Annotated in this window: 15 protein-coding genes, 3 pseudogenes and 1 other annotated feature; of the genes and pseudogenes, 7 read left to right on the top strand and 11 right to left on the bottom strand. The window is 38.7% G+C overall.

Annotated elements, in window-relative coordinates; genetic code table 11:
- Positions 1-455 precede the first annotated feature (455 nt).
- Together AC07E5_RS04300 and AC07E5_RS04295 are read right to left on the bottom strand one after the other, a co-directional pair.
- On the bottom strand, positions 456-1370 hold the full coding sequence (locus AC07E5_RS04300) for a ParB/RepB/Spo0J family partition protein (protein ID WP_122902243.1): 915 nt from the start codon (positions 1368-1370) through the stop codon (positions 456-458).
- Positions 1371-1386: 16 nt separating this feature from the next.
- Positions 1387-2172 carry a ParA family protein gene (locus AC07E5_RS04295; RefSeq protein ID WP_498624693.1) on the bottom strand — a complete coding sequence of 262 codons (786 nt, stop codon included), beginning with the start codon at positions 2170-2172 and terminating at the stop codon, positions 1387-1389.
- A 929-nt stretch (positions 2173-3101) separates the two neighbouring features.
- Between AC07E5_RS04295 and AC07E5_RS04290 the strand changes: the two genes are divergently transcribed.
- Positions 3102-4271: a replication initiation protein gene (locus tag AC07E5_RS04290; RefSeq protein ID WP_180105289.1), complete on the top strand. Its 1170-nt coding sequence runs from the start codon at positions 3102-3104 to the stop codon at positions 4269-4271.
- Between the two features lie 86 nt (positions 4272-4357).
- Here the strand turns inward: AC07E5_RS04290 and AC07E5_RS04285 are convergent, their stop codons facing one another.
- The 3 genes from AC07E5_RS04285 to AC07E5_RS04275 form a co-directional block, all read right to left on the bottom strand.
- Positions 4358-5017, bottom strand: a complete 660-nt coding sequence (locus tag AC07E5_RS04285) for a relaxase/mobilization nuclease domain-containing protein (protein ID WP_498624691.1) — start codon at positions 5015-5017, stop codon at positions 4358-4360.
- Positions 5001-5489, bottom strand: a complete 489-nt coding sequence (gene mobC / locus AC07E5_RS04280) for a plasmid mobilization relaxosome protein MobC (RefSeq protein ID WP_005130386.1) — start codon at positions 5487-5489, stop codon at positions 5001-5003. Before mobC ends, AC07E5_RS04285 begins: the two co-directional genes overlap by 17 nt.
- A gap of 380 nt (positions 5490-5869) precedes the next feature.
- Positions 5870-6115 carry a hypothetical protein gene (locus AC07E5_RS04275; RefSeq protein WP_034171689.1) on the bottom strand — a complete coding sequence of 82 codons (246 nt, stop codon included), beginning with the start codon at positions 6113-6115 and terminating at the stop codon, positions 5870-5872.
- Positions 6116-6268: 153 nt separating this feature from the next.
- On the opposite strand from AC07E5_RS04275, the gene AC07E5_RS04270 reads away from it, so the two are divergent.
- Together AC07E5_RS04270 and AC07E5_RS04265 are read left to right on the top strand one after the other, a co-directional pair.
- Positions 6269-6493, top strand: a complete 225-nt coding sequence (locus tag AC07E5_RS04270) for an XRE family transcriptional regulator (RefSeq protein WP_498624689.1) — start codon at positions 6269-6271, stop codon at positions 6491-6493.
- A gap of 180 nt (positions 6494-6673) precedes the next feature.
- Positions 6674-6816, top strand: a pseudogene (locus tag AC07E5_RS04265) (IS5/IS1182 family transposase); the annotation flags it as partial.
- Between the two features lie 44 nt (positions 6817-6860).
- Here AC07E5_RS04265 and AC07E5_RS04260 read toward each other — a convergent pair.
- The 5 genes from AC07E5_RS04260 to AC07E5_RS04240 are packed head-to-tail and all read right to left on the bottom strand — an operon-like array spanning position 6861 to position 14352.
- Complete coding sequence (locus AC07E5_RS04260) at positions 6861-10097, bottom strand: type I restriction endonuclease subunit R (RefSeq protein WP_498624688.1); 3237 nt, start codon at positions 10095-10097, stop codon at positions 6861-6863.
- 55 nt (positions 10098-10152) lie between these two features.
- Complete coding sequence (gene kwaB / locus AC07E5_RS04255) at positions 10153-11142, bottom strand: anti-phage protein KwaB (RefSeq protein WP_163048519.1); 990 nt, start codon at positions 11140-11142, stop codon at positions 10153-10155.
- Positions 11142-11714: an anti-phage protein KwaA gene (gene kwaA, locus AC07E5_RS04250; RefSeq protein WP_163048518.1), complete on the bottom strand. Its 573-nt coding sequence runs from the start codon at positions 11712-11714 to the stop codon at positions 11142-11144. Before kwaA ends, kwaB begins: the two co-directional genes overlap by 1 nt.
- Positions 11705-12808 (bottom strand): restriction endonuclease subunit S, encoded by a 1104-nt coding sequence (locus AC07E5_RS04245; protein ID WP_498624685.1) that lies wholly within the window; start codon positions 12806-12808, stop codon positions 11705-11707. Before AC07E5_RS04245 ends, kwaA begins: the two co-directional genes overlap by 10 nt.
- The gene (locus AC07E5_RS04240; protein WP_498624684.1) at positions 12805-14352 is read right to left on the bottom strand and encodes a type I restriction-modification system subunit M; all 1548 of its coding nucleotides are present in this window, start codon (positions 14350-14352) and stop codon (positions 12805-12807) included. The genes AC07E5_RS04245 and AC07E5_RS04240 overlap by 4 nt, the downstream gene beginning before the upstream one ends.
- A gap of 255 nt (positions 14353-14607) precedes the next feature.
- On the opposite strand from AC07E5_RS04240, the gene AC07E5_RS04235 reads away from it, so the two are divergent.
- Positions 14608-15186 carry a LexA family protein gene (locus AC07E5_RS04235; RefSeq protein ID WP_004871202.1) on the top strand — a complete coding sequence of 193 codons (579 nt, stop codon included), beginning with the start codon at positions 14608-14610 and terminating at the stop codon, positions 15184-15186.
- Positions 15187-15201: 15 nt separating this feature from the next.
- Positions 15202-16506 (top strand): Y-family DNA polymerase, encoded by a 1305-nt coding sequence (locus AC07E5_RS04230; protein WP_498624683.1) that lies wholly within the window; start codon positions 15202-15204, stop codon positions 16504-16506.
- Between the two features lie 285 nt (positions 16507-16791).
- Here the strand turns inward: AC07E5_RS04230 and AC07E5_RS04225 are convergent, their stop codons facing one another.
- Positions 16792-17136, bottom strand: coding sequence for a hypothetical protein (locus tag AC07E5_RS04225; protein WP_498624681.1), 345 nt, complete (start codon positions 17134-17136; stop codon positions 16792-16794).
- A 392-nt stretch (positions 17137-17528) separates the two neighbouring features.
- Between AC07E5_RS04225 and AC07E5_RS04220 the strand changes: the two are divergent.
- Together AC07E5_RS04220 and AC07E5_RS04215 are read left to right on the top strand one after the other, a co-directional pair.
- Positions 17529-18560, top strand: a pseudogene (locus AC07E5_RS04220) (IS3 family transposase).
- Positions 17804-17920, top strand: a sequence feature (AL1L pseudoknot). Its footprint overlaps the pseudogene before it by 117 nt.
- Before the next feature lie 40 nt (positions 18561-18600).
- Positions 18601-18726: pseudogene (locus AC07E5_RS04215) on the top strand (IS3 family transposase); the annotation flags it as partial.

The following is an 18726-nucleotide window of genomic DNA, read 5'->3' as shown; positions in this document are numbered from 1 at the left end:
TTGTTCCATTTTAGAGATTTGTTTAAGATAAGATATAACTCATTGAGATGTGTCATAGTATTCGTCGTTAGAAAACAATTATTGTGACATTATTTCAATGAGTTATCTATTTTTGTCGTGTACAGAGCAAATATTATTTTTCTCTTTCTACATGTATACCATATCGGATATAGCTTCCATACTAATAAACTTCAAAAATAATGATTAATTTTTATGTAGCAAGTTGCTACAATTTTATTGTTCATTCGTTTTAACAATTAAAAAAATGGAAACTTTGCAATCGACCACGAGTCATTCCAGTAAATTTCCTTATTCTGAAGAAGCTTTATTAAAGGATCTAACCCCTGAGAATGCCCATGCTGATGAATTAGCTAAAATTAGTGATGACGAATTTATTATTGACTGACTTTCTTATCTTTAATCAAATTTGTCTAAAAAAGAAGTGTAGCAATTTGCTACACTTCTTTTTTAGACTTTAACAATATATTTTTTAATAAATTCTCAAGCTCTTGCAAACTTTCATCATCAAATTCATTCATTTTTAAAGAAACTTTTAAAGTACTGTGATCAAATTTAATATTTCCAGCAACTTTGCCATCATATTCAATTTTCCGAACTACTGTACTAAGAATCGGTTCCTTTTTATCAGCTGATTTCAGAAATCTTTCAGCAAGACCAGCTAACTTTGTTTGTTCAACTTCTTTAGCTAAAAATTTTGCCCAAGCTTTTAATAATGCTTTTTTGGCATTTTCATAATGATCTTCATGCTCAGAAAGAAACTTTTTAATAGCTGTAGCAGCTGTTCGTGCTAAAAGATCAGGTTTTTGTTCAATATCTTTAATCAGCTCATCAGGCAGTTTTTCGTAGGATAAATATTTATACATATCCTCGCGGTTCATGCCTAAAGACTTAGCTAACTGCTGTTTATTCTTTTTAAGCTTTTCATCTAAAGAAATCAAACCGATGTAAATTTCATAATCAGTTAAGTCTTCTCTTTTTAAGTTTTCAGCCAAAGTAAGAAGAGCAACTTCTTCATCCGATGCATCTACAACAATTACTTCAATTGTATTTTTATTGAGTACTTGATGTGCCTTTAAGCGTCTTTCACCAGCAATCAGCTCATATTTATCAGCAACTCTGCGAACTACAATGGGTTGTAGCAATCCGATCTCTTCGATAGAAGCTGCTAAATCTTCAATATCTTGTTGATTAAATATTTTTCGCGGCTGATTTGGACTAGGTTGAATATCTGAAATTTGTACATTGCGACGCAATTCTTTTGCTTCTTTCACATGCTCTTTTTGAGCAACTTTATGCTTTTGAGTATTTTGCTGAAGACGTTGAGCCAAGAGTTCTTTTGTAGTTGCCATAGTATTCTCAGAATTTTTATTCAACACGACCAATAATTTCTTTTGCTAAATCTTGGAAAGCTTTCCGGACTTTTGAACTTTTATCTAAGCTTAACAATGGTTGTTGCAAAATTGCTGCCTGATTCACCTTAGTACTCATTGGAATTGTCGTCTTTAACAATTCACCCACTTGTTCTTTAGCTTCATCACGAATAAGTTTGCAAACATTTTGCCGTTCATCATGTTTGATTAAAAGAGCCCCTAACAATTCTAGTTGAGGATTGACTCGTCTAATCTTACTCAAATGATTGATTAAGTCTGTTACACCATAAAGTCCATATTGAGATCCAGACTCGATTGGAATAATGACATGAGTTGAGGCTGCTAATGCATTACTTGTTAAGAGTTTTAGACTTGGCGGGCAGTCAATCAAAATATAATCATATAGGCCTTTTAATATTTCTAACTTACTTGATAGTTCTTCTGAAGGTCTTGGAGCATCATCTTTAAGTTGATCTTCTGTCTTACCTAAATTAAGAGAACCATAAATTAGAGATACATTTTTTAAGTTGGTTTCTTCTTTAAGAGCACTAGAAAGTAATTCAACATCTCCGACCAATAATTCTGCGGATGTTGTTTCGACTTCACTAGGATGTTCTGAACCAATATGTAAACTTGCATTAGCTTGTGGGTCCAAATCTATGACTAAAACTTTTTTGCCTAAATCAGCTAATTCTGAAGCTAAATGTACAACGGTTGTGGTTTTACCACATCCACCTTTATGATTGGCTACAGCAATAATTTTAGTCGATTTATTTGTCATAACAGACCCCATTAGAATTATTCTAATATAGTTAAATTTGTAGCAACTTGCTACACTTTATTAAGTAGATATTAAATTACTAATCACTATTTGATAAAAGATAAACAATTCAAAATCTAAATAAAACATAGCTAGCTAATTTAAAATTAGTATTAATTAATATAATTAAGTAATTATAATTAAGAGCCATTTTTTTATTTTATAAACAATATCTTATGAATTTAAAAGTGGAAGACTTGTCACCAAAAAGTGGAAGATTTGTCACTAAAAGGTGGAAGACTTGTCACTAAAAGGTGGAAGACTTGTCACTAAAAAGTGGAAGGTCTGTCATCTAAAAGTGGAAGGTTTGTCACTATGGTGGAAGGTTTGTCACCACATTTTTAAAAATAGCATTTTTAATAAATAAAATTTTTAAAAATCAAACATTTAAATTGTTGATAAGTGTTGTTTTTTAATTTAAAGGTGGAAGACTTGTCACGATGGATTTTTATTTTGTGGATAAGTCTACTTTTTAATATTTATAGGTTGAAAAATAATCAATATTGACCAAGAAAAAGGCAATTTTTGTACTTGATTTCATTTAAAGGTGGAAAACTTGTCACTGAAAAGTTGAAAATTTTTTGATTTTTTCATTTATAAAGGTATTTTTTGCCTCCTTAACACTGTACGGAATACCTTTTAAACAGGGTTTTCCGGGGAAAAGTGGAAAGTTTGTCACTATAAAGTGGAAAAAAATAATTATATTACACTTTATGGTCGAGAATTATTCTAAATATAGATGAGAGGATGACGTATCTTCCACTTTTAGGCATGAATAGTAGTAAATTTAGGCGGTGTATCTAATAAATTAATTTCTTAAAAGGTGAGGAAGTTGAATGGTATTCCACTTTTATGTATAAATAGGGAAAACAACTTTTAATTTTCCACTTATGACAGACACTGACCACACAGAAGAACAAGAATATCTACCCTATTGCATTGGCAATATCCGACAGAATGGGGTAGTGAGTACCAGTAATCGTTTAATTCGACCTATTGAACTTTCTACCAATGAATATAAGGCTCTGCTATATGCAATGGCTGTGGCTAATTATGGTGAAAAAAACAATCAGGATCGTGAAATTACCGAGCAGACTTATATTTACTTACATAAAGACGATCTTGGTGAATTGTTAGGTCTCAACAAGAAAAACTCTATTAATGTGGCGATTGACCGGATTTATAAGGAACTCTCATCACGTGTCGCTCACTTTGTAATTGAGGAGCCGGCTGATGATCCTAAGAGGAAGGTGAAAAAAGTACATTCGGTAGTGCCGATTATTCGCGAATTACGCTGGGAAGATGATTTAAAAAATGCTTTACAGATTCGTTTCACCAGTGAGGTTTTGCCTTATTTTACCCGTCTCGCAAATGGCAATTTTACTACTTACCAATTAAAGGATCTGTTTGCCTTGGATTCTGTTACGAGTATGAGTTTATATTCGTACATTGTGAAACAAGAGTTTAAATACGCCAATCAAGACACTTATGAAGTAGAATTGTCACTAGAAGGTTTGAAGGCGCTGATAGATATTGGTGAAACAAAATATGATCGCTGGGTTGATTTTAGGCGTTATATTCTCGATAAAATTGTAGCGGAAATTAATAGCAAAACGAGTCTGAAATTAGAGTATGACACCATTAAAAAAGGGCGGCCAATCGTTGGTGTTCGATTCAAAATATTGAATGACAAAAAAGAAAATGCTATTTCACAATCAAATGAAAAAACTAAAATTTATCTGGATGTAGATTTTAATGACAATAATTTGGTTAAAGAACTAGGGGCGAAGTTTGATATGACAGTGCGGTCTTGGTATATCTATGCTAATGATCCAAATAGTCAGAAATTGAAGAAGTGGTTCAAACCAGAAGGTTGTTTAACGGATTCTCAGGCTAATGTCATAGTAAACGATAATTTATTTCAAATGGAGTTCGCTAAGCCTGGCTTGTCTATGGCAGAGTTTAAAAAAGAAATGAAACATAAGCTGAAGAATGATCGTGATTTCGTTCAGGCTAATCGTACTCGTTTAAATGAAATTTTCGGGAAAGAAATTATTTAGAAACTGTAGCAACTTGCTACGTCTAGTGTGACTGATACAAATGCTTTCCCTGCCTTTACTGACTTCACTACTTTAAAACATTGAATTTACGCAACGATGTCAGCCTGATTTACAATCTCTCCAAGTTTCATCATTTCACGGATGTGAGCATCCACATATCTAACAAACTGCTTTCTTTTCATGGTTTCAAGATTTTGTTTTGGAATGATTTTTTCTGCACTCTTATTGATTTTGGCAACCCAGTTGGGTTCTTGTACTTCCCTGACCCACCGTATGTCATCTGGGCGTGACCATTGATACTTGGTGTTGAAGTAATCTCGCAGAGGGTCGAAGTGGTCTTGATGACCAGGTGGTGCAATGTTCATTGCTTTCCCACTTGCCAGGTCGATACGTGGAATCAAAACGTGGATATGCTTTGAGCCATTATCGTCAGTGTGCAGTACAGCAAACAGGTGGTACTGTGATGGATCTAACCCTGCAAACGAATGTTTCTCAAACTCTGTTAAAACTTCGTGGATTTGCTCTTGAGTCGGGGCATCATCAGGTGACCATGCAATCACGACCGATGTGTACTTCCACAAGTAGGGGGTGGCATTGCAAATGGCGTTGAATGTGGTCGCATCGCCTCGTAAAACTTCGATTCCTGCTCGTACATGTCCTTTGTGATCCAAGTCATCCAGTAGATAAGCTGAAGCGTGTGCAGCCGATCCCTTACCGTGCTCTAAAAACTTAATATGCACTTTCATCGATCTCCATTGACTGAAGTGAGTCCAGTTTTTTTTCAATGCGTTCAGGTGGCTGTCGGTTGAGATTAGGTAAAGTGGGGGACAGATTTTCTAGTTCTGTCTGCATGGCTTTTAAAACTTGGAAGCAACCAAAAATATTCAACTTGCGTTGCTCTTGGGTGTCGGCATTTTTAATGATGTTCAATGCCCTGGCCATTTGATTCAAGTTGTTACCAATTTTGGAAAGCTCAAGCAGAAGTAGTGGGTCGGTATGCTGATACCGATTGATAACCTGTAAAACCGTTTTTGTTTTGATTCTTGGTGGTTCTTCTTGGTCGTGTAGTCGTTTAACCGTGATCACATCTTTCATTATCTCCTGCTGAATGAGTGAATGAATAAAGTCCGTAAAGGTCATGCTTTCTTTTTTTAGATAGGCTTCCAACTGCTCTAATTGCAGTTCGGTTAATCTGAAAATCTTATTTTTTGTTCGCATCCCATTCCCCTATGAAAGGCTTTTGCTTTTAGCTCAACGAAGTTGAGCTGCCCATCTGTGATGGGCTAAGGGTGGTCTTAGGAGGGGCTCCCTCCTAACAAGCCCTGTATATAAAATTTGAAGAATTTGTATATACAGGTAGGCTTGCTTTTTGCATTCCGATCCCCTTAATACCTTCAATAGTAAATCGGAAGATGGTCGAAATTTTTTTTAGTTCATGAAAATGGTTTATGTTTTGTGTGTGTTTGTCTCAATAAATAATTTTTTATAAAGTGAATCTAAGACTTTCATTTTTCTGTTTTTTATGGTTTGAATTTTTCCTCTTTTGTAGCGGTTACTTTGATTTCAAATGCTACAAAAGAGGAAAGACGATTCATTAATTAATAGTCAAAGCTGAAGAAATTTTCAGGGAAACAAGAACGGAAAGCTTTTTGAATATCGCTGTACTCACACTCAGGATGCTTCTCTAAATAACGTCTAGTCCAAATCAGTGTGGCTTCATAATCGTTAAAGCACTGATCGAGTTGTAAAAAAATCCACAGTTCATGGGCTTTTTGAATGAAAAAGTCATTAATAATCATGAGAGCAATTTTCTTTTCAGTGTTTGAATCCGGGTATGAGTACATAGTATGTTTCTCCTATAGAGATGATAAATAGATTAGTTGATAAGCTATTTATAACACATAAAAATATGTGCTCGCCACATAATATTATGTGTTTTTATGTAAATATAACCCTATGCTATAATCTCAAAACACCATTTCTATAAATTTAATTAAATGCCATATACTGAATTTCAACGTCTTATCGGTAAAGCAGGGCTTTCAATTAAGGAATTTGCTGCCTTATTGGATATGAAACCTAATTCGATTACGAATTACAGTAAACAAGGTGTGGTTCCTACACATATTGCTGTAATCGTTGCGTTGATTTCTACGATGAAAGATGAGGGATTAGATTTCTATCCAATTTTTGAAAAAGTTAAGTCGTATTCAAAAGACTAAGACTTTAGTTTTTTTGATTGTTTTAAGCTGTTAGTGATGACGTAAAAAATGCCTGAAGTTCAGGCATTTTTTGTTTCAGGGACTTATGCCTCGATAGAACTTTTCAATAAAGTATCGAGTTTTGAGAACCAGGGGGCTTTGTTGCACAAGCCTATCTGTAAAGGCTTTTTCAGCGATATAATTTTCAAACGAAGAAGCCTACACAAAATCTACCGCTCAATTAATTGGCCCGCATATAACCGAGACTCATTCATCGCGGAAATATAGCCATTTGGTTTGATCCTGCTACGCAATGGTATGCTCCATCAAAAGGTGTTAGCGGCAGTGTAAAATTGACCCCCTTGTAGTTGTAATTTAGTGGTGACAACTAAGCTGCCGTTGCTAATTCTTCAGCCAATTGCTCTGCCTGTTCAAGTACAGTCTCTGTCGCCAGTAAAGCCATATCAGGTGGGTAGCCATACTTCTTGAGTAAGCGCTTCACAATGACTCTCAGCTTCGCCCTGGCAGCTTCTTTGATGGTCCAATCCAAAGTTACATTCTTACGAATAGACTCAGTCAGAACAACAGCAAGTTCGCGCAGGATCTCCTTCTGCATTAACTCTCTAGCACTGTCATTGTCTGCAACTGCTGAATAGAACGCATATTCATATTCAGTCAGGTTGAGTTCCTCTGCCATTTTGTCTGATTCTTGGATTGCCTTAGCTAACTTGATGAGTTCATCAATCACTTCGGCTGCAGTCAGTACCTTGTTCTGATAACCCTTGATCGCAGAGCTCAGCATCTCCATGAGCTTTTTACCTTGGGTGACACTACGCTGCTCTCGCATCTTGATCTCATCGCCTAAGAGCTTCTTGAGGGTCTCTAGTGCAATGTTCTTGTGCTTATAGCCTTTCATCTCCTGCATGAACTCATCAGAGAGAATTGAGATGTCTGGCTTCTGGATTCCTGCTGCATCAAAGATGTCCACCACCTGTTCAGTAACGAGAGCCTGGTCAATGGTTTGTTTGACCTTGGCTTCTAATTCAGCATTACTCATGCCTGAGACGTTGCCTGAGCCATCACTGAACTTCGCAAGTCGCGCTTTCACTGCTTGGAAGAAGGCAACCACTGGTGCTGCTTCCATCGCATGAGGATGAGGTACTGCTAAAGCAAATGCCTGTGACATCGCTGCAACTGCTGTCAGGAAGCGAGCCTTACCTTCTCCTTGGTCTACACCTAAGATGTGTTCTTCTGCTTCAAGGATAATGTTGAGCTTACGAGAAGTATTGGCTGTGAAGTATTCTTGGTAATTGAAGCCATGCATGATGCCATCAATCACTTCGAGCTTCTCTTGTAGAATGGTTGCAGCTTCGTCTTGAACTAATGCAGGGTCACCCTTACCACCTGCTTCAGAGTAGAATGACAGAGCTTCTTTAAGATCAGATGCAATACCGAGGTAATCTACGACCAGACCACCAATCTTGTCTTTGTAGACACGGTTCACTCGTGCAATCGCTTGCATGAGGTTATGGCCTTTCATTGGTTTGTCGATGTAGAGCGTGTGCATACTCGGAGCATCGAAACCAGTCAGCCACATATCACGAACAATCACAAGCTTCAGCTTGTCATCATTGTCCTTCATACGATTAGCGAGGATTTGGCGTTGTTGCTTGGTCGTATGGTGTTTAGCAATCTCCTTACCATCAGAAGCAGATGAGGTCATCACCACCTTGATTACACCATCGTGCAAGTCATCACTATGCCATTCTGGTTTGATCGCTACAATCTCGTTGTAGAGATCTACAGCAATCCTACGAGACATGCTGACAATCATGCCTTTACCTTGGTTTGCATTGGCTTTTAGACGCTGCTCAAAGTGTTCTACGATGTCTTTGGCAATCGCTTTGACACGTTCTTTACTACCAATGAGTCCTTCGACTCTTGCCCACTTTGCCCGTTCTTTTTGTGTCTGGTTTAGATCGTCTTCGGTGAACTGGTCATCAAAGTCTTCTATCAACTCTTTGCCTTCCTCACTGATGGCAATCTTGGCGAGTCGGCTTTCATAGAAGATACGAACAGTGGCGCCATCCTCTACCGCCTGAGAGATGTCATAGATGTCGACATAGTTACCAAAGACTGAAGGCGTGTTGACGTCAGTCTTCTCAATTGGTGTTCCTGTGAAGCCAAGGTAAGTGGCATTCGGTAAAGCATCACGCATGTACTTGGCAAAACCATAGACAGTCCGCTTACCGACAACCTTGCCATTCTCGTCTTTGACATCGACCTCTTTTGCATTGAAGCCATACTGAGAACGATGTGCTTCGTCTGCTATTACGACAATATTGGTTCGGTCTGAGAGTTGCTCATAGACACTGCCACCATCATCAGGTTGGAACTTCTGGATAGTGGTGAAGATCACCCCACCTGAACCCACCTTAAGCAGCTCTTTGAGCTCATCTCGATTTTCTGCTTGCTTCGGTGTTTGTCTGAGTAGTTGGCTTGATGCTGCAAAGGTTGCAAAGAGCTGATCATCCAAATCATTACGGTCTGTAATCACAACAACAGTTGGATTATCCAAAGCTAAGACAATCTTACCTGTATAGAAAACCATGGAAAGCGACTTGCCTGAGCCTTGTGTATGCCAAACAACACCTGCCTTCTTGTCACCTACAGCTTGTTGTTGCACAAGTTCGAGCTTACTTCTGCCTTGATGCTGCATTGCGACTTCTGCAGACTTCGAGTCCGAGTTCACTGCAGACGCACGAATAGTAGAGAGGACTGCTGCATTCACTGCATAGTACTGATGATATGCAGCCATCTTTTTGATGGTTTTAATGGTGATCAAGCCATTGGCATCTTCTTGTTTATTGGATTCAAACACAATGAAGTGCCTGATCATGTCCAGTAAGGTGACTGGATTGAGCAAACCATGAATTAAGACTTCTAGCTGTGCCTGCGTATTCTTTGCTTTGGTTTGACCATTAGAAGTCTTCCACGCCATGTAACGACTCAGGTCTGCTGATACAGTCCCTGCTTTCGCCTCTAAACCATCAGAGATGACGTTAAAGGCATTGTAGGTGAACAGACTAGGGATTTGGCTTTGATAAGTCTGGATCTGCTTATATGCGCCATCTACAGTAGCATTTTCATCAGTAGCGTTCTTGAGTTCAATGACTACCAACGGTAAGCCATTCACATACAGGATCAGGTCTGGTCGTCTTGTCCAACGATCTTCTTTGATGGTGACTTGGTTGATGACCTGGAACTCGTTATTGGTTGGGTTGTTGAAGTCGATCAGCCAGGCATATTCACCTTGGGTATTACCATCCTTGCTCACTTCAATGTTGATGCCTTCAGTGAGTAAGCGATGGAATGCCTGGTTGTTGCTGAGCATATCCGGAGAGTACAGATTGGTGACTTGCTTCAATGCTTCAAGGCACTTGTCTTCATTCAAATGAGGATTGAGACGCTGCAATGCTTCAAGCACCTTGGTTTCCAAGATGACCTGCTTATAGCTTCGCAGAGGATTGCTTCCCTTGGATTCAATCTCAGGTCCATACACATAGGTATAGCCCATTCCCTCCAGTTGCTCTATCGCCATCAGCTCGATGTCTGATTCAGTCATCTTTGGCACGCATTGTCCCCCAATTAAAATCTATTAAACCTTTTAAATCATGGTCTTAATTTGTTGTGCTTACTTCAAGATTTTCTTCTGGTGAATTATCAAATTCATTCTTAGCTAAAGTGTCATAGTGTAGTTTAGTCAATTGTGACGTTAAGTAGTCATCCATTAGAATTTTAACGAATAGCTCTTTAGATACATTTGTATCCAATAAAATTTTGTCACCATTAGCATTAGTTTTTATTCTTCCTTTAATTTTGGGATAATTTTGGCAGAAATTAATGATGTCAGAATTTGGGATCGCAAGTCTAAGAACAGGGGATGCTTTATGGATTTTTACTAATTTTCTTGCAAATGTGACGTCTTCAATCAATTCTATTAGAGTTTCAGGATTTTCTAATAACGAGAGTTCTTCTATAACAACACAACTTTTTGTAGCTTCATTTTTTATTATCGTGTGAAAACCAAACCATTTTTCAAGAGTTTTTAGTTCGATTACAAAAAAGCCTGACTTTGTTTTCATAAATTGAAAATTCGGGCTAATTCTTAGCAGATCTGTATCAAGCTTTGTGAAACGATGATCTGCTTTAATAGCTCCTAATATGAAAGACTTTTGTCTAAATACATTAACAGGGGCTATAGTTTTATAAAGAACAATTTGTTCTGTCTCATTCCCTATTTCAACGATCAAAGCATCAATATTCTCTATTTTATCTTCACTTATGTTAAATATCGTTTTCTCTTTTGAAGGATCTGACACTTCATATACACAATTGAAATCTTCTGGAAGCTCTAGATCATACTCATAAATTACATTTCCTCGTTCATCAGCAGATGATAGAGAAATAAGATGTTTATCTTTATCAGATAGAATGTCGTCATAAATCTGTTTAATAAAAAGAGTCTTTATACCTCCTAAGGCTTCATTTTCAATATCTAGTTTCTTTAATTGACCATCTTTTAATAGAGCATAAACAAGAGCTGTTACCCCCTCTGCTTCAGAAATACTTCTTAAATCTTTTTTAAGATCTTCTATAGTTATTGCCATTATACAGTCCCCTCAACATAGTAAATTCGGTCATCCAATTTGATATAACTAACTCTCATCCCCTTTGAAAGATTTTCTTTTGCAATTAATATGATTTCATTTTTTGTTTCATTATTACGAAAATTTCCATTAGCTTTATAAATTTTGAACCCTAATAATGCTAAAGATGGGTTTGCATAAAAAAGGTCTGTTCTGACATAAATAGCACCCATAACTATGATTAGCCCAAAGAAAATATATGGTGATTGGCTTTTATCAAAATCAATACTTATTAAGGGAATGATATATGTTGCTAGAAAGGTTAAATGCTCATAGTTTATAGGTTCTACATGTATCAAATTGAAAGGTAAATCATGGCTACCTTTCACTTTAAAATCAAAAACAAAGAAACCAACAATACCTAATATCAGCAGTATCAAGCAAAGAAAGGGCACAATATTGTTTAAAGCAAGCTGTACAATTCCAATAAATTCACAGTTATCGAAACATATCTCTACTTTCAAGGTAATAAAAAATACGAATATGAAAAGTAACCATAAAGAGAGTAGATACAGCCAAATTTTTAACCCCATTTTACTGTCACCTCACCATTCATGAGTTTAGGAAGTAAGGTGTCTCGTAGTTTTTCGAGCGTCTGGATTTGCTCGACGTTATTCAATTTCTTTTCGAAGATTGGAGCTATCTCTGATTCAAATTTCGCAACTATATCCATTGATGGGAGTTTAATTCCTACGTCTTCAAATGTTCTAGTTGTAATCGTATCAAAGACACTTCCATAAGCAGCAGCTAACAATTCGTCCACTATGTAAGCCAATAGTAGATAGACGAAGTAATAGTACTGATGACCTTTAGGGAGTATTCCATAGTTAGACTGACTAAAAGTCATTGGTCTAGATAACATGGCATATTTACCAACAGTACCACGGGCACTGATTACAGATGCAAGCTTAGGTAAAAGCTTTGTCGAGCTTTTATCTAAACCTAGTGCTGTGATAGATTTCTCTGCACTGACGAGGAATCCTTGGTGAGCATTAGCAATGTCACCGCCTGAAAGCCAAGGAATGTCCCCATCCCAATAAGTTGCTTCTGATGTCTTAGGTGTTCCACCACCAACTAATGAGAATACATCTAAAACCTTGGTCTCCTCCCAATCCTCTTTCGCTTCTTCAATAAACCACTGACGAAACAATGTTTCAGCCATAGCTTCCAAGGTCTTGTTCTGACGGTGCAGTAAGTCAATCTTGTCATCTAATGATGAAAGGACTGAGGCTATGGCTTTTTGTTCCAGGGGCGATGAAGGAACTACAACTTCAATTGAGTTTAGTAGAGTTTGTGTCAACAAAGGGTGACTAGAGCCCTGAGCAAATTGATTAAGGTCTAAATTCTTAAGGAAGTAATACAAAAACTTTGCATCATTTCGATTTAGAGCTTTAGCTGACAGTGCATTATCAGAAACCCAAATCTGCTTGTCTTCATAGTAAGTTGCACCACAGTAGGCCCCTACTCGCCCAATTACAATCGTTTCATCTTGGTAGTTTGAAGAGTTTGTATAGTCAAGAATGCCGTTACCACCGTAGACAGGAATTGTTCCATATTCCTTTGGACGACTCTTTCCATTACCAAACTTGAGTACATCACTCAAAGTACAAGCCTGCCACTCACTCATAGAGCCACCTTCGCTAAGTTCTCAGCAATGGCTTGATTGAGCTTCGCTTCCTCAGCAAGCTGTGCCTCAAACTCTGCCTTAAGGCTAGTAAAGCGTTCCTTAAAGTCAAACTCATCTTCGTCATCAGCTAAACCAACATAACGCCCTGGTGTGAGTACATAATCAAGCTCAGCCACTTTCTCAAGCGATACAGATGCACAGAAGCCTGCAACATCCTCATACTCACCATCTTGGTTTCTCCAATTATGGTAAGTGTCAGTAATCAGCTTAATGTCTTCATCAGACAACACCTTGGTTCTGCGGTTAATCAGATGACCTAAGTTACGAGCATCAATGAACAGAATCTCATTGCTGCGGTCTTTGTACTTGGTTGAACCGACACGGTCACGACGCATAAACCATAACGCAGCAGGAATCTGGGTATTCAGGAATAGCTTTGCAGGAAGGTTCACAATACAGTCAATGACATTGGCTTCTGAAACCAAGGCTTTACGAATCTCACCTTCACCACTGGTTTTAGAAGTAAGCGCACCTTTAGCAAGTACAACTCCTGCCTGACCTTTAGGACTCATGTGATACAGGAAGTGTTGCATCCATGCGAAGTTAGCATTACCTGCAGGTGGTACACCCAATGACCAACGAGCATCTTCTTTAAGTAAGTCACCACTCCAGTCAGAGACGTTGAATGGTGGATTAGCAATGATGTAATCCGCTTTTAGGTCTTTGTGTGCATCGTTGAGGAATGAACCCTCAGAGTTCCATTTCACATGCTCTGAGTTGATGCCACGAATGGCTAAGTTCATCTTGGCTAATCGCCAAGTGGTCTGGTTACTCTCTTGTCCATAGATCGAGATGTCGTCTACCAAACCCTGATGTGATTCTACGAACTTCTCGGACTGTACAAACATACCACCTGAACCACAGCAAGGATCGAATACACGTCCTTTGTATGGCTCCAACATTTCAACCAATAGGCTCACAATGGATTTAGGCGTGTAGAACTGCCCGCCTTGCTTGCCTTCAGCCAAAGCAAACTCACCAAGGAAGTACTCGAATACATGGCCTAGAACGTCGGCAGAGCGAGATTTCGCATCGCCTAGAGCAATGTTACCAATCAGGTCAATCAGCTCTCCTAGGCTCGTAGGATCGAGATTTTGACGTGCATAGACCTTAGGAAGTACACCCTTCAATTGAGGGTTGTCATTCTCAATGGCTTCCATTGCATCATCGACTAACTTGCCAATGTTAGGTTGTTTTGCTTGGTTTAACAGGAATGACCAACGTGCATTCTCTGGAACAAAGAAGACGTTGTATGCAGTGTATTCATCACGATCTTCTGGATCTGCTCCTGCAAACTCTCCCTCACCTGAAACCAATAGATTGTAGTGAGCCTCAAATGTGTCACTGATGTATTTGAGGAAAATCAAACCAAGGACGACATGCTTGTACTCTGCAGCATCAATGTTCTTACGAAGTTTGTCTGCTGTTTTCCACAGAACGACTTCTAAGGGTTCTTGTTTGGTTTGCTTTGGAGCACGAGCCATAAAATCATCCTGCAATGAATAGCTTATCTAATATTTGTTAATTGAATACTAACCAATTATCTATGCGTGCGTAAGCATGCAGATGACATTAATTGTCGTATACCTCCAGTGAGGTGGCGATAATGCGGGAAAATTTGCAGTGGCCTTTATGGGAACCGTTAAGGTTTATTCACCATTCATCGAAATAGTCTTGAATCTGTAGCACATCCAGTCATATATTTGATTACGTCACAAAATCAAAAAAGTTGATGAGTCATGAGCAATAATCGTGGGGGAAGCCGAGAAGGTTCCGGTAGAAAGCTTAAATATAATGAACCTACAAAAACGGTAAGAGTACCTGTATCCAAAATCATAGAGATCAAGAATTACCTCAACGAGGCAGAGAAGCAAAGCTTCAATGATGTGGCATCCATCACGCTTGTAGATCCTACAACACTTATGCACATTCCCTTGGCTTCAGAAAAGGTTGCTGCCGGTTTCCCTTCTCCTGCCCAGGACTATGTCGACAAAACTTTGGACATGAATGAGCACCTCATTAAAAATGAAGCCGCAACCTTTGTTGTGAAAGTAGCTTCACTTTCCATGAGAGATGCAGGTATTGAGATTGATGATGAACTGATTGTAGACCGGAGCATTGAAGCCAAGCATGAAGACATCGTGATTGCACTGATCGACGATGAGTTCACCGTAAAACGTCTCATGATTGAAGGTGATCATAACCATTGGCTTAAAGCAGAGAACCCTGAGTATTCTGACATTCATCTAAAGGATGGGCAGGAAATGGTGATTTGGGGTGTAGTGACTTTTGTCATCAAGCCATTCAGAAAGCGTTAATACTTTATTGGTTTCATGCTCATGCAAGCATCTCACCAGAAGATCTATGCTTTAGTAGACATCAACAACTGCTATGTCAGTTGTGAACGCATCTTTAACCCAAGTTTGAACAATAAACCTGTCATTGTGCTATCCAACAATGATGGCTGTGCTGTAGCTCGATCTCAGGAAGCCAAGGACTTGGGCATCAAGATGGGTGTTCCTCTCTTTCAGATCAAGGACATCGTAGAGCAGCATCAGGTGCAGGTGCTATCGAGCAACTATGCACTGTATGCAGAGATGTCTCGCAGATTCATGAAAATCCTGTCCGATTTCGTATCTCCCAAAGAGCAGGAGATTTACTCAATTGATGAGTGCTTTCTGGATCTGACAGCTCATTCAGGGAATTACGACTTGACTGAATATGCCCATCAGATTCGTCAGCGTGTGTTTTCTTGGCTTGGTTTACCTGTATGTATTGGCATTGGACGTTCAAAGACTGAAGCGAAACTAGCGAACCATATTGCCAAGAAGAACGCTTACTTCAATGGTGTTTGCAACTTGGTTTCAATGGATCCATGCTCTGCTGAAACTCTGCATCAAGCCATAGATGTTGGTGAAATCTGGGGCATAGGCCGAAAGCACTCCAAGAAGCTCAACAGCCTGGGGATTCATTCAGTTATGGATTTTGTCTTGGCTTCCCCTGTGATGATCAGGGACCAATTCTCTGTAGTGATGCACAGAACCTTATTGGAACTGCAGGGAATTGCTTGTATTGAACTGGAACATACGCCACCTGCAAAGAAGCAAATCATTGCTAGTCGTTCTTTTGGTCAACGCATCTACCACATTGATGATCTTAAAGAAGCCATGTCATTGTATGTCATGGATGCGATTAGCAGACTGAGAGATGATAATCTGTTGTGTGGTTGTTTGATTGGTTTCGTACAATCAAACCCATTTGATAGCTCAAAGCCCTTCTACAACAAGTCTTTATCCTTGGCTTTACCAGAACCTACCGACAACCTGTTGGTGCTTTCTAAACTCGCCACATCGATGATTGATGGCCTGTATGCAAAGGATATAGCATTCAAGAAATGTGGCGTGATTCTGACGTGTCTCGAACCAAAGGCAAGCCATGTATATGACATGTTTACCGACATGAAGCACATCGAAGTCAGTGATGCTTTGATGGATTCCCTTGAAGCGATTCATCTTAAGTATGGCAAAACCAAGATTGCCTTGGGCGCAAGTTTAATGCCGAACAGAACATGGAATATGTCACGAAATCGGCTAACACAGAACTACTTTAAATGGGATCAACTGCTTTGTGTGAAGTAAATGTCTTACCTATAAATTGATTTCGTTTTGGTTTCAAAATAGTTGAATATTAATTGTAAAATAGTTGAAATTCACAACTACTTAACTGAAGTGCAAAATCAACAACTACTTGAACATCCACTCTCATCCAAGTTGGACACTTTAATAATCCTGTTGATAAATCATAAAAGCCCAACGCTTGTGTGTTGGGCTTTATCAAATCAATTGCAAGAGCTTATCCCTAAAACTGTCGTATGACAGCCGTAGTGATCATACCAGTCCCTATAGCAACGAGAGGTTTTTTTGCTATTTTTTAATTTTGACTTTTTGAGGTTTAGGCTCTTTATAATAGAACAGGAAGCCTGGCTCAAAGCTGTAGCTTGGGATAGCTGCTTCACATTCATCTGTGGGTAGTTCCTCTACATCGTAGATTTCAGACATATTGTGATTTTTCTGCATATATGCAGCAGCTTGTTTGTAAGTTAGTTTCTTTTTAGAAACTAATAATTCGTCTTTCCAGTCCCCAAGCATGCCTTGAGAATTAAAGACATAACAGATTTCGCCCGGTGCTCTCCATTTTGTATTTTGGGCGTTTGCTGTTGTATTAAGACCAATTAGACCTAACCCCAGAATCACCGTAACATATTTCATTAACTTCTTCATTTTAAATTAAATAATTATTAACATTTATATTTAATATATATCTAGAACATGGTATAAGTCAAAAAGTATATGTTTTAATAAACAAAAATTAAAAAGCCCGCTCTGATGTTTGTCAAGCGTGCTTTAGATTTGGCGGTACGCAGTTATAAGATGTTACAGCATCGAATAACGAAGATCATAAGGTTTGATGTTAGCGGCAGTGTAAAAATGCCCTACTTGGTTAATATAGCGGTCATTTTGGACTGCTCAACATGTTAACTTTGGAGCAATTGCGGAAACTGCTGCCCAATTCGATGGATAATCTTTTTCAGATTCAATCACAAGTTGAACTGAACCGTACCGGGTTTGTCGGAGACCAACTTTCTTGAGAGAATGTTCCAATGACAAAACCAAAATATACCCCTGAAATCAGAGAAAGAGCGGTTCAATTATTGATTGAATCTGAAAAAGATTATCCTTCTACTTGGGCTGCAATCACAGCTATTGCACCTAAGATTGGTTGTACTCCTGAAACATTGCGTGTTTGGTATTTAAAGCATATGGATCAACTAAATCCTGCCAAAGTACAACAGATATCTGACCAAGAAAAAATGAAGCAAATGGAACGTGAAATTAAAGAATTAAAACGTGCCAATGAAATTCTACGTAAAGCAGCCGCTTTTTTCGCCCAGGCGGAGCTCGACCGCCCACACAAATAATGGTGGATTTTATCCAGAACAATAAAGATCGATATGGCGTTGAAGCGATTTGTAGAATTTTACCGATTGCAGCTTCGACCTATTATCGGGCTTTAGATCTCGCTGACAATCCAGAACATCGAGCGAAACGTGCTCTGCATGATTTACATCATGCAGAGCAAATCAAACGTATTTGGAAAGAAAGTTTAGGTCGATATGGTGTGCGTAAGGTCTGGCAACAATTGAAACGTGAAGGTTATGTTATCGCACGTTGTACAGTTGCTCGATTGATGCAGAAGCTAGCTATACAAGGTGTTTGGCGTGGTAAGAATAAACAAACTACCCGTAGCCGAGAGGATCAAAAACGAGCAGATGACTTGGTGAAACGCAATTTTAGTGCTGATCATCCTGACCAGCTATGNCAGAGGCGTGCAATATCTTTCCATTCGTTATACCAATCGTTTAGAAGCAGCAAATTTACGAGCATCAGTCGGTACGACCGGTGATTCATACGATAATGCTTTGGCTGAAACGGTGAATGGCTTATACAAAACAGAGGTGATTGAATATTTAAAAGCGGATTGGCAAGGTTTAGCGGATGTACAACTTGCGACACTAAACTGGGTAGATTGGTTCAATAAAAAGCGTGTACACAGTGCACTGGGTTATGTATCACCTTTTGAGTTTGAAGCAATGTACTATGATAAGATTAACCCGTTAGGTCAGGTGGCCTAACTTAAATAAAAAAGTCTCCGACAAACCCAGTACGGTTCACATGTATGCTGATGAGCGGCTAAAGTCAGACATCTTGCAAGATGCACTTTTAAAAAAGTTTTAAGGCCTGTTCAGCGAAAGTCACTTGCTCAGCAAGCTACTGAGCAATTTAAGATTTCAATCAGCA

The sequence above is a fragment of the Acinetobacter seohaensis genome (assembly GCF_056431365.1).
This window is presented reverse-complemented; position numbering and strand designations above follow the sequence as displayed.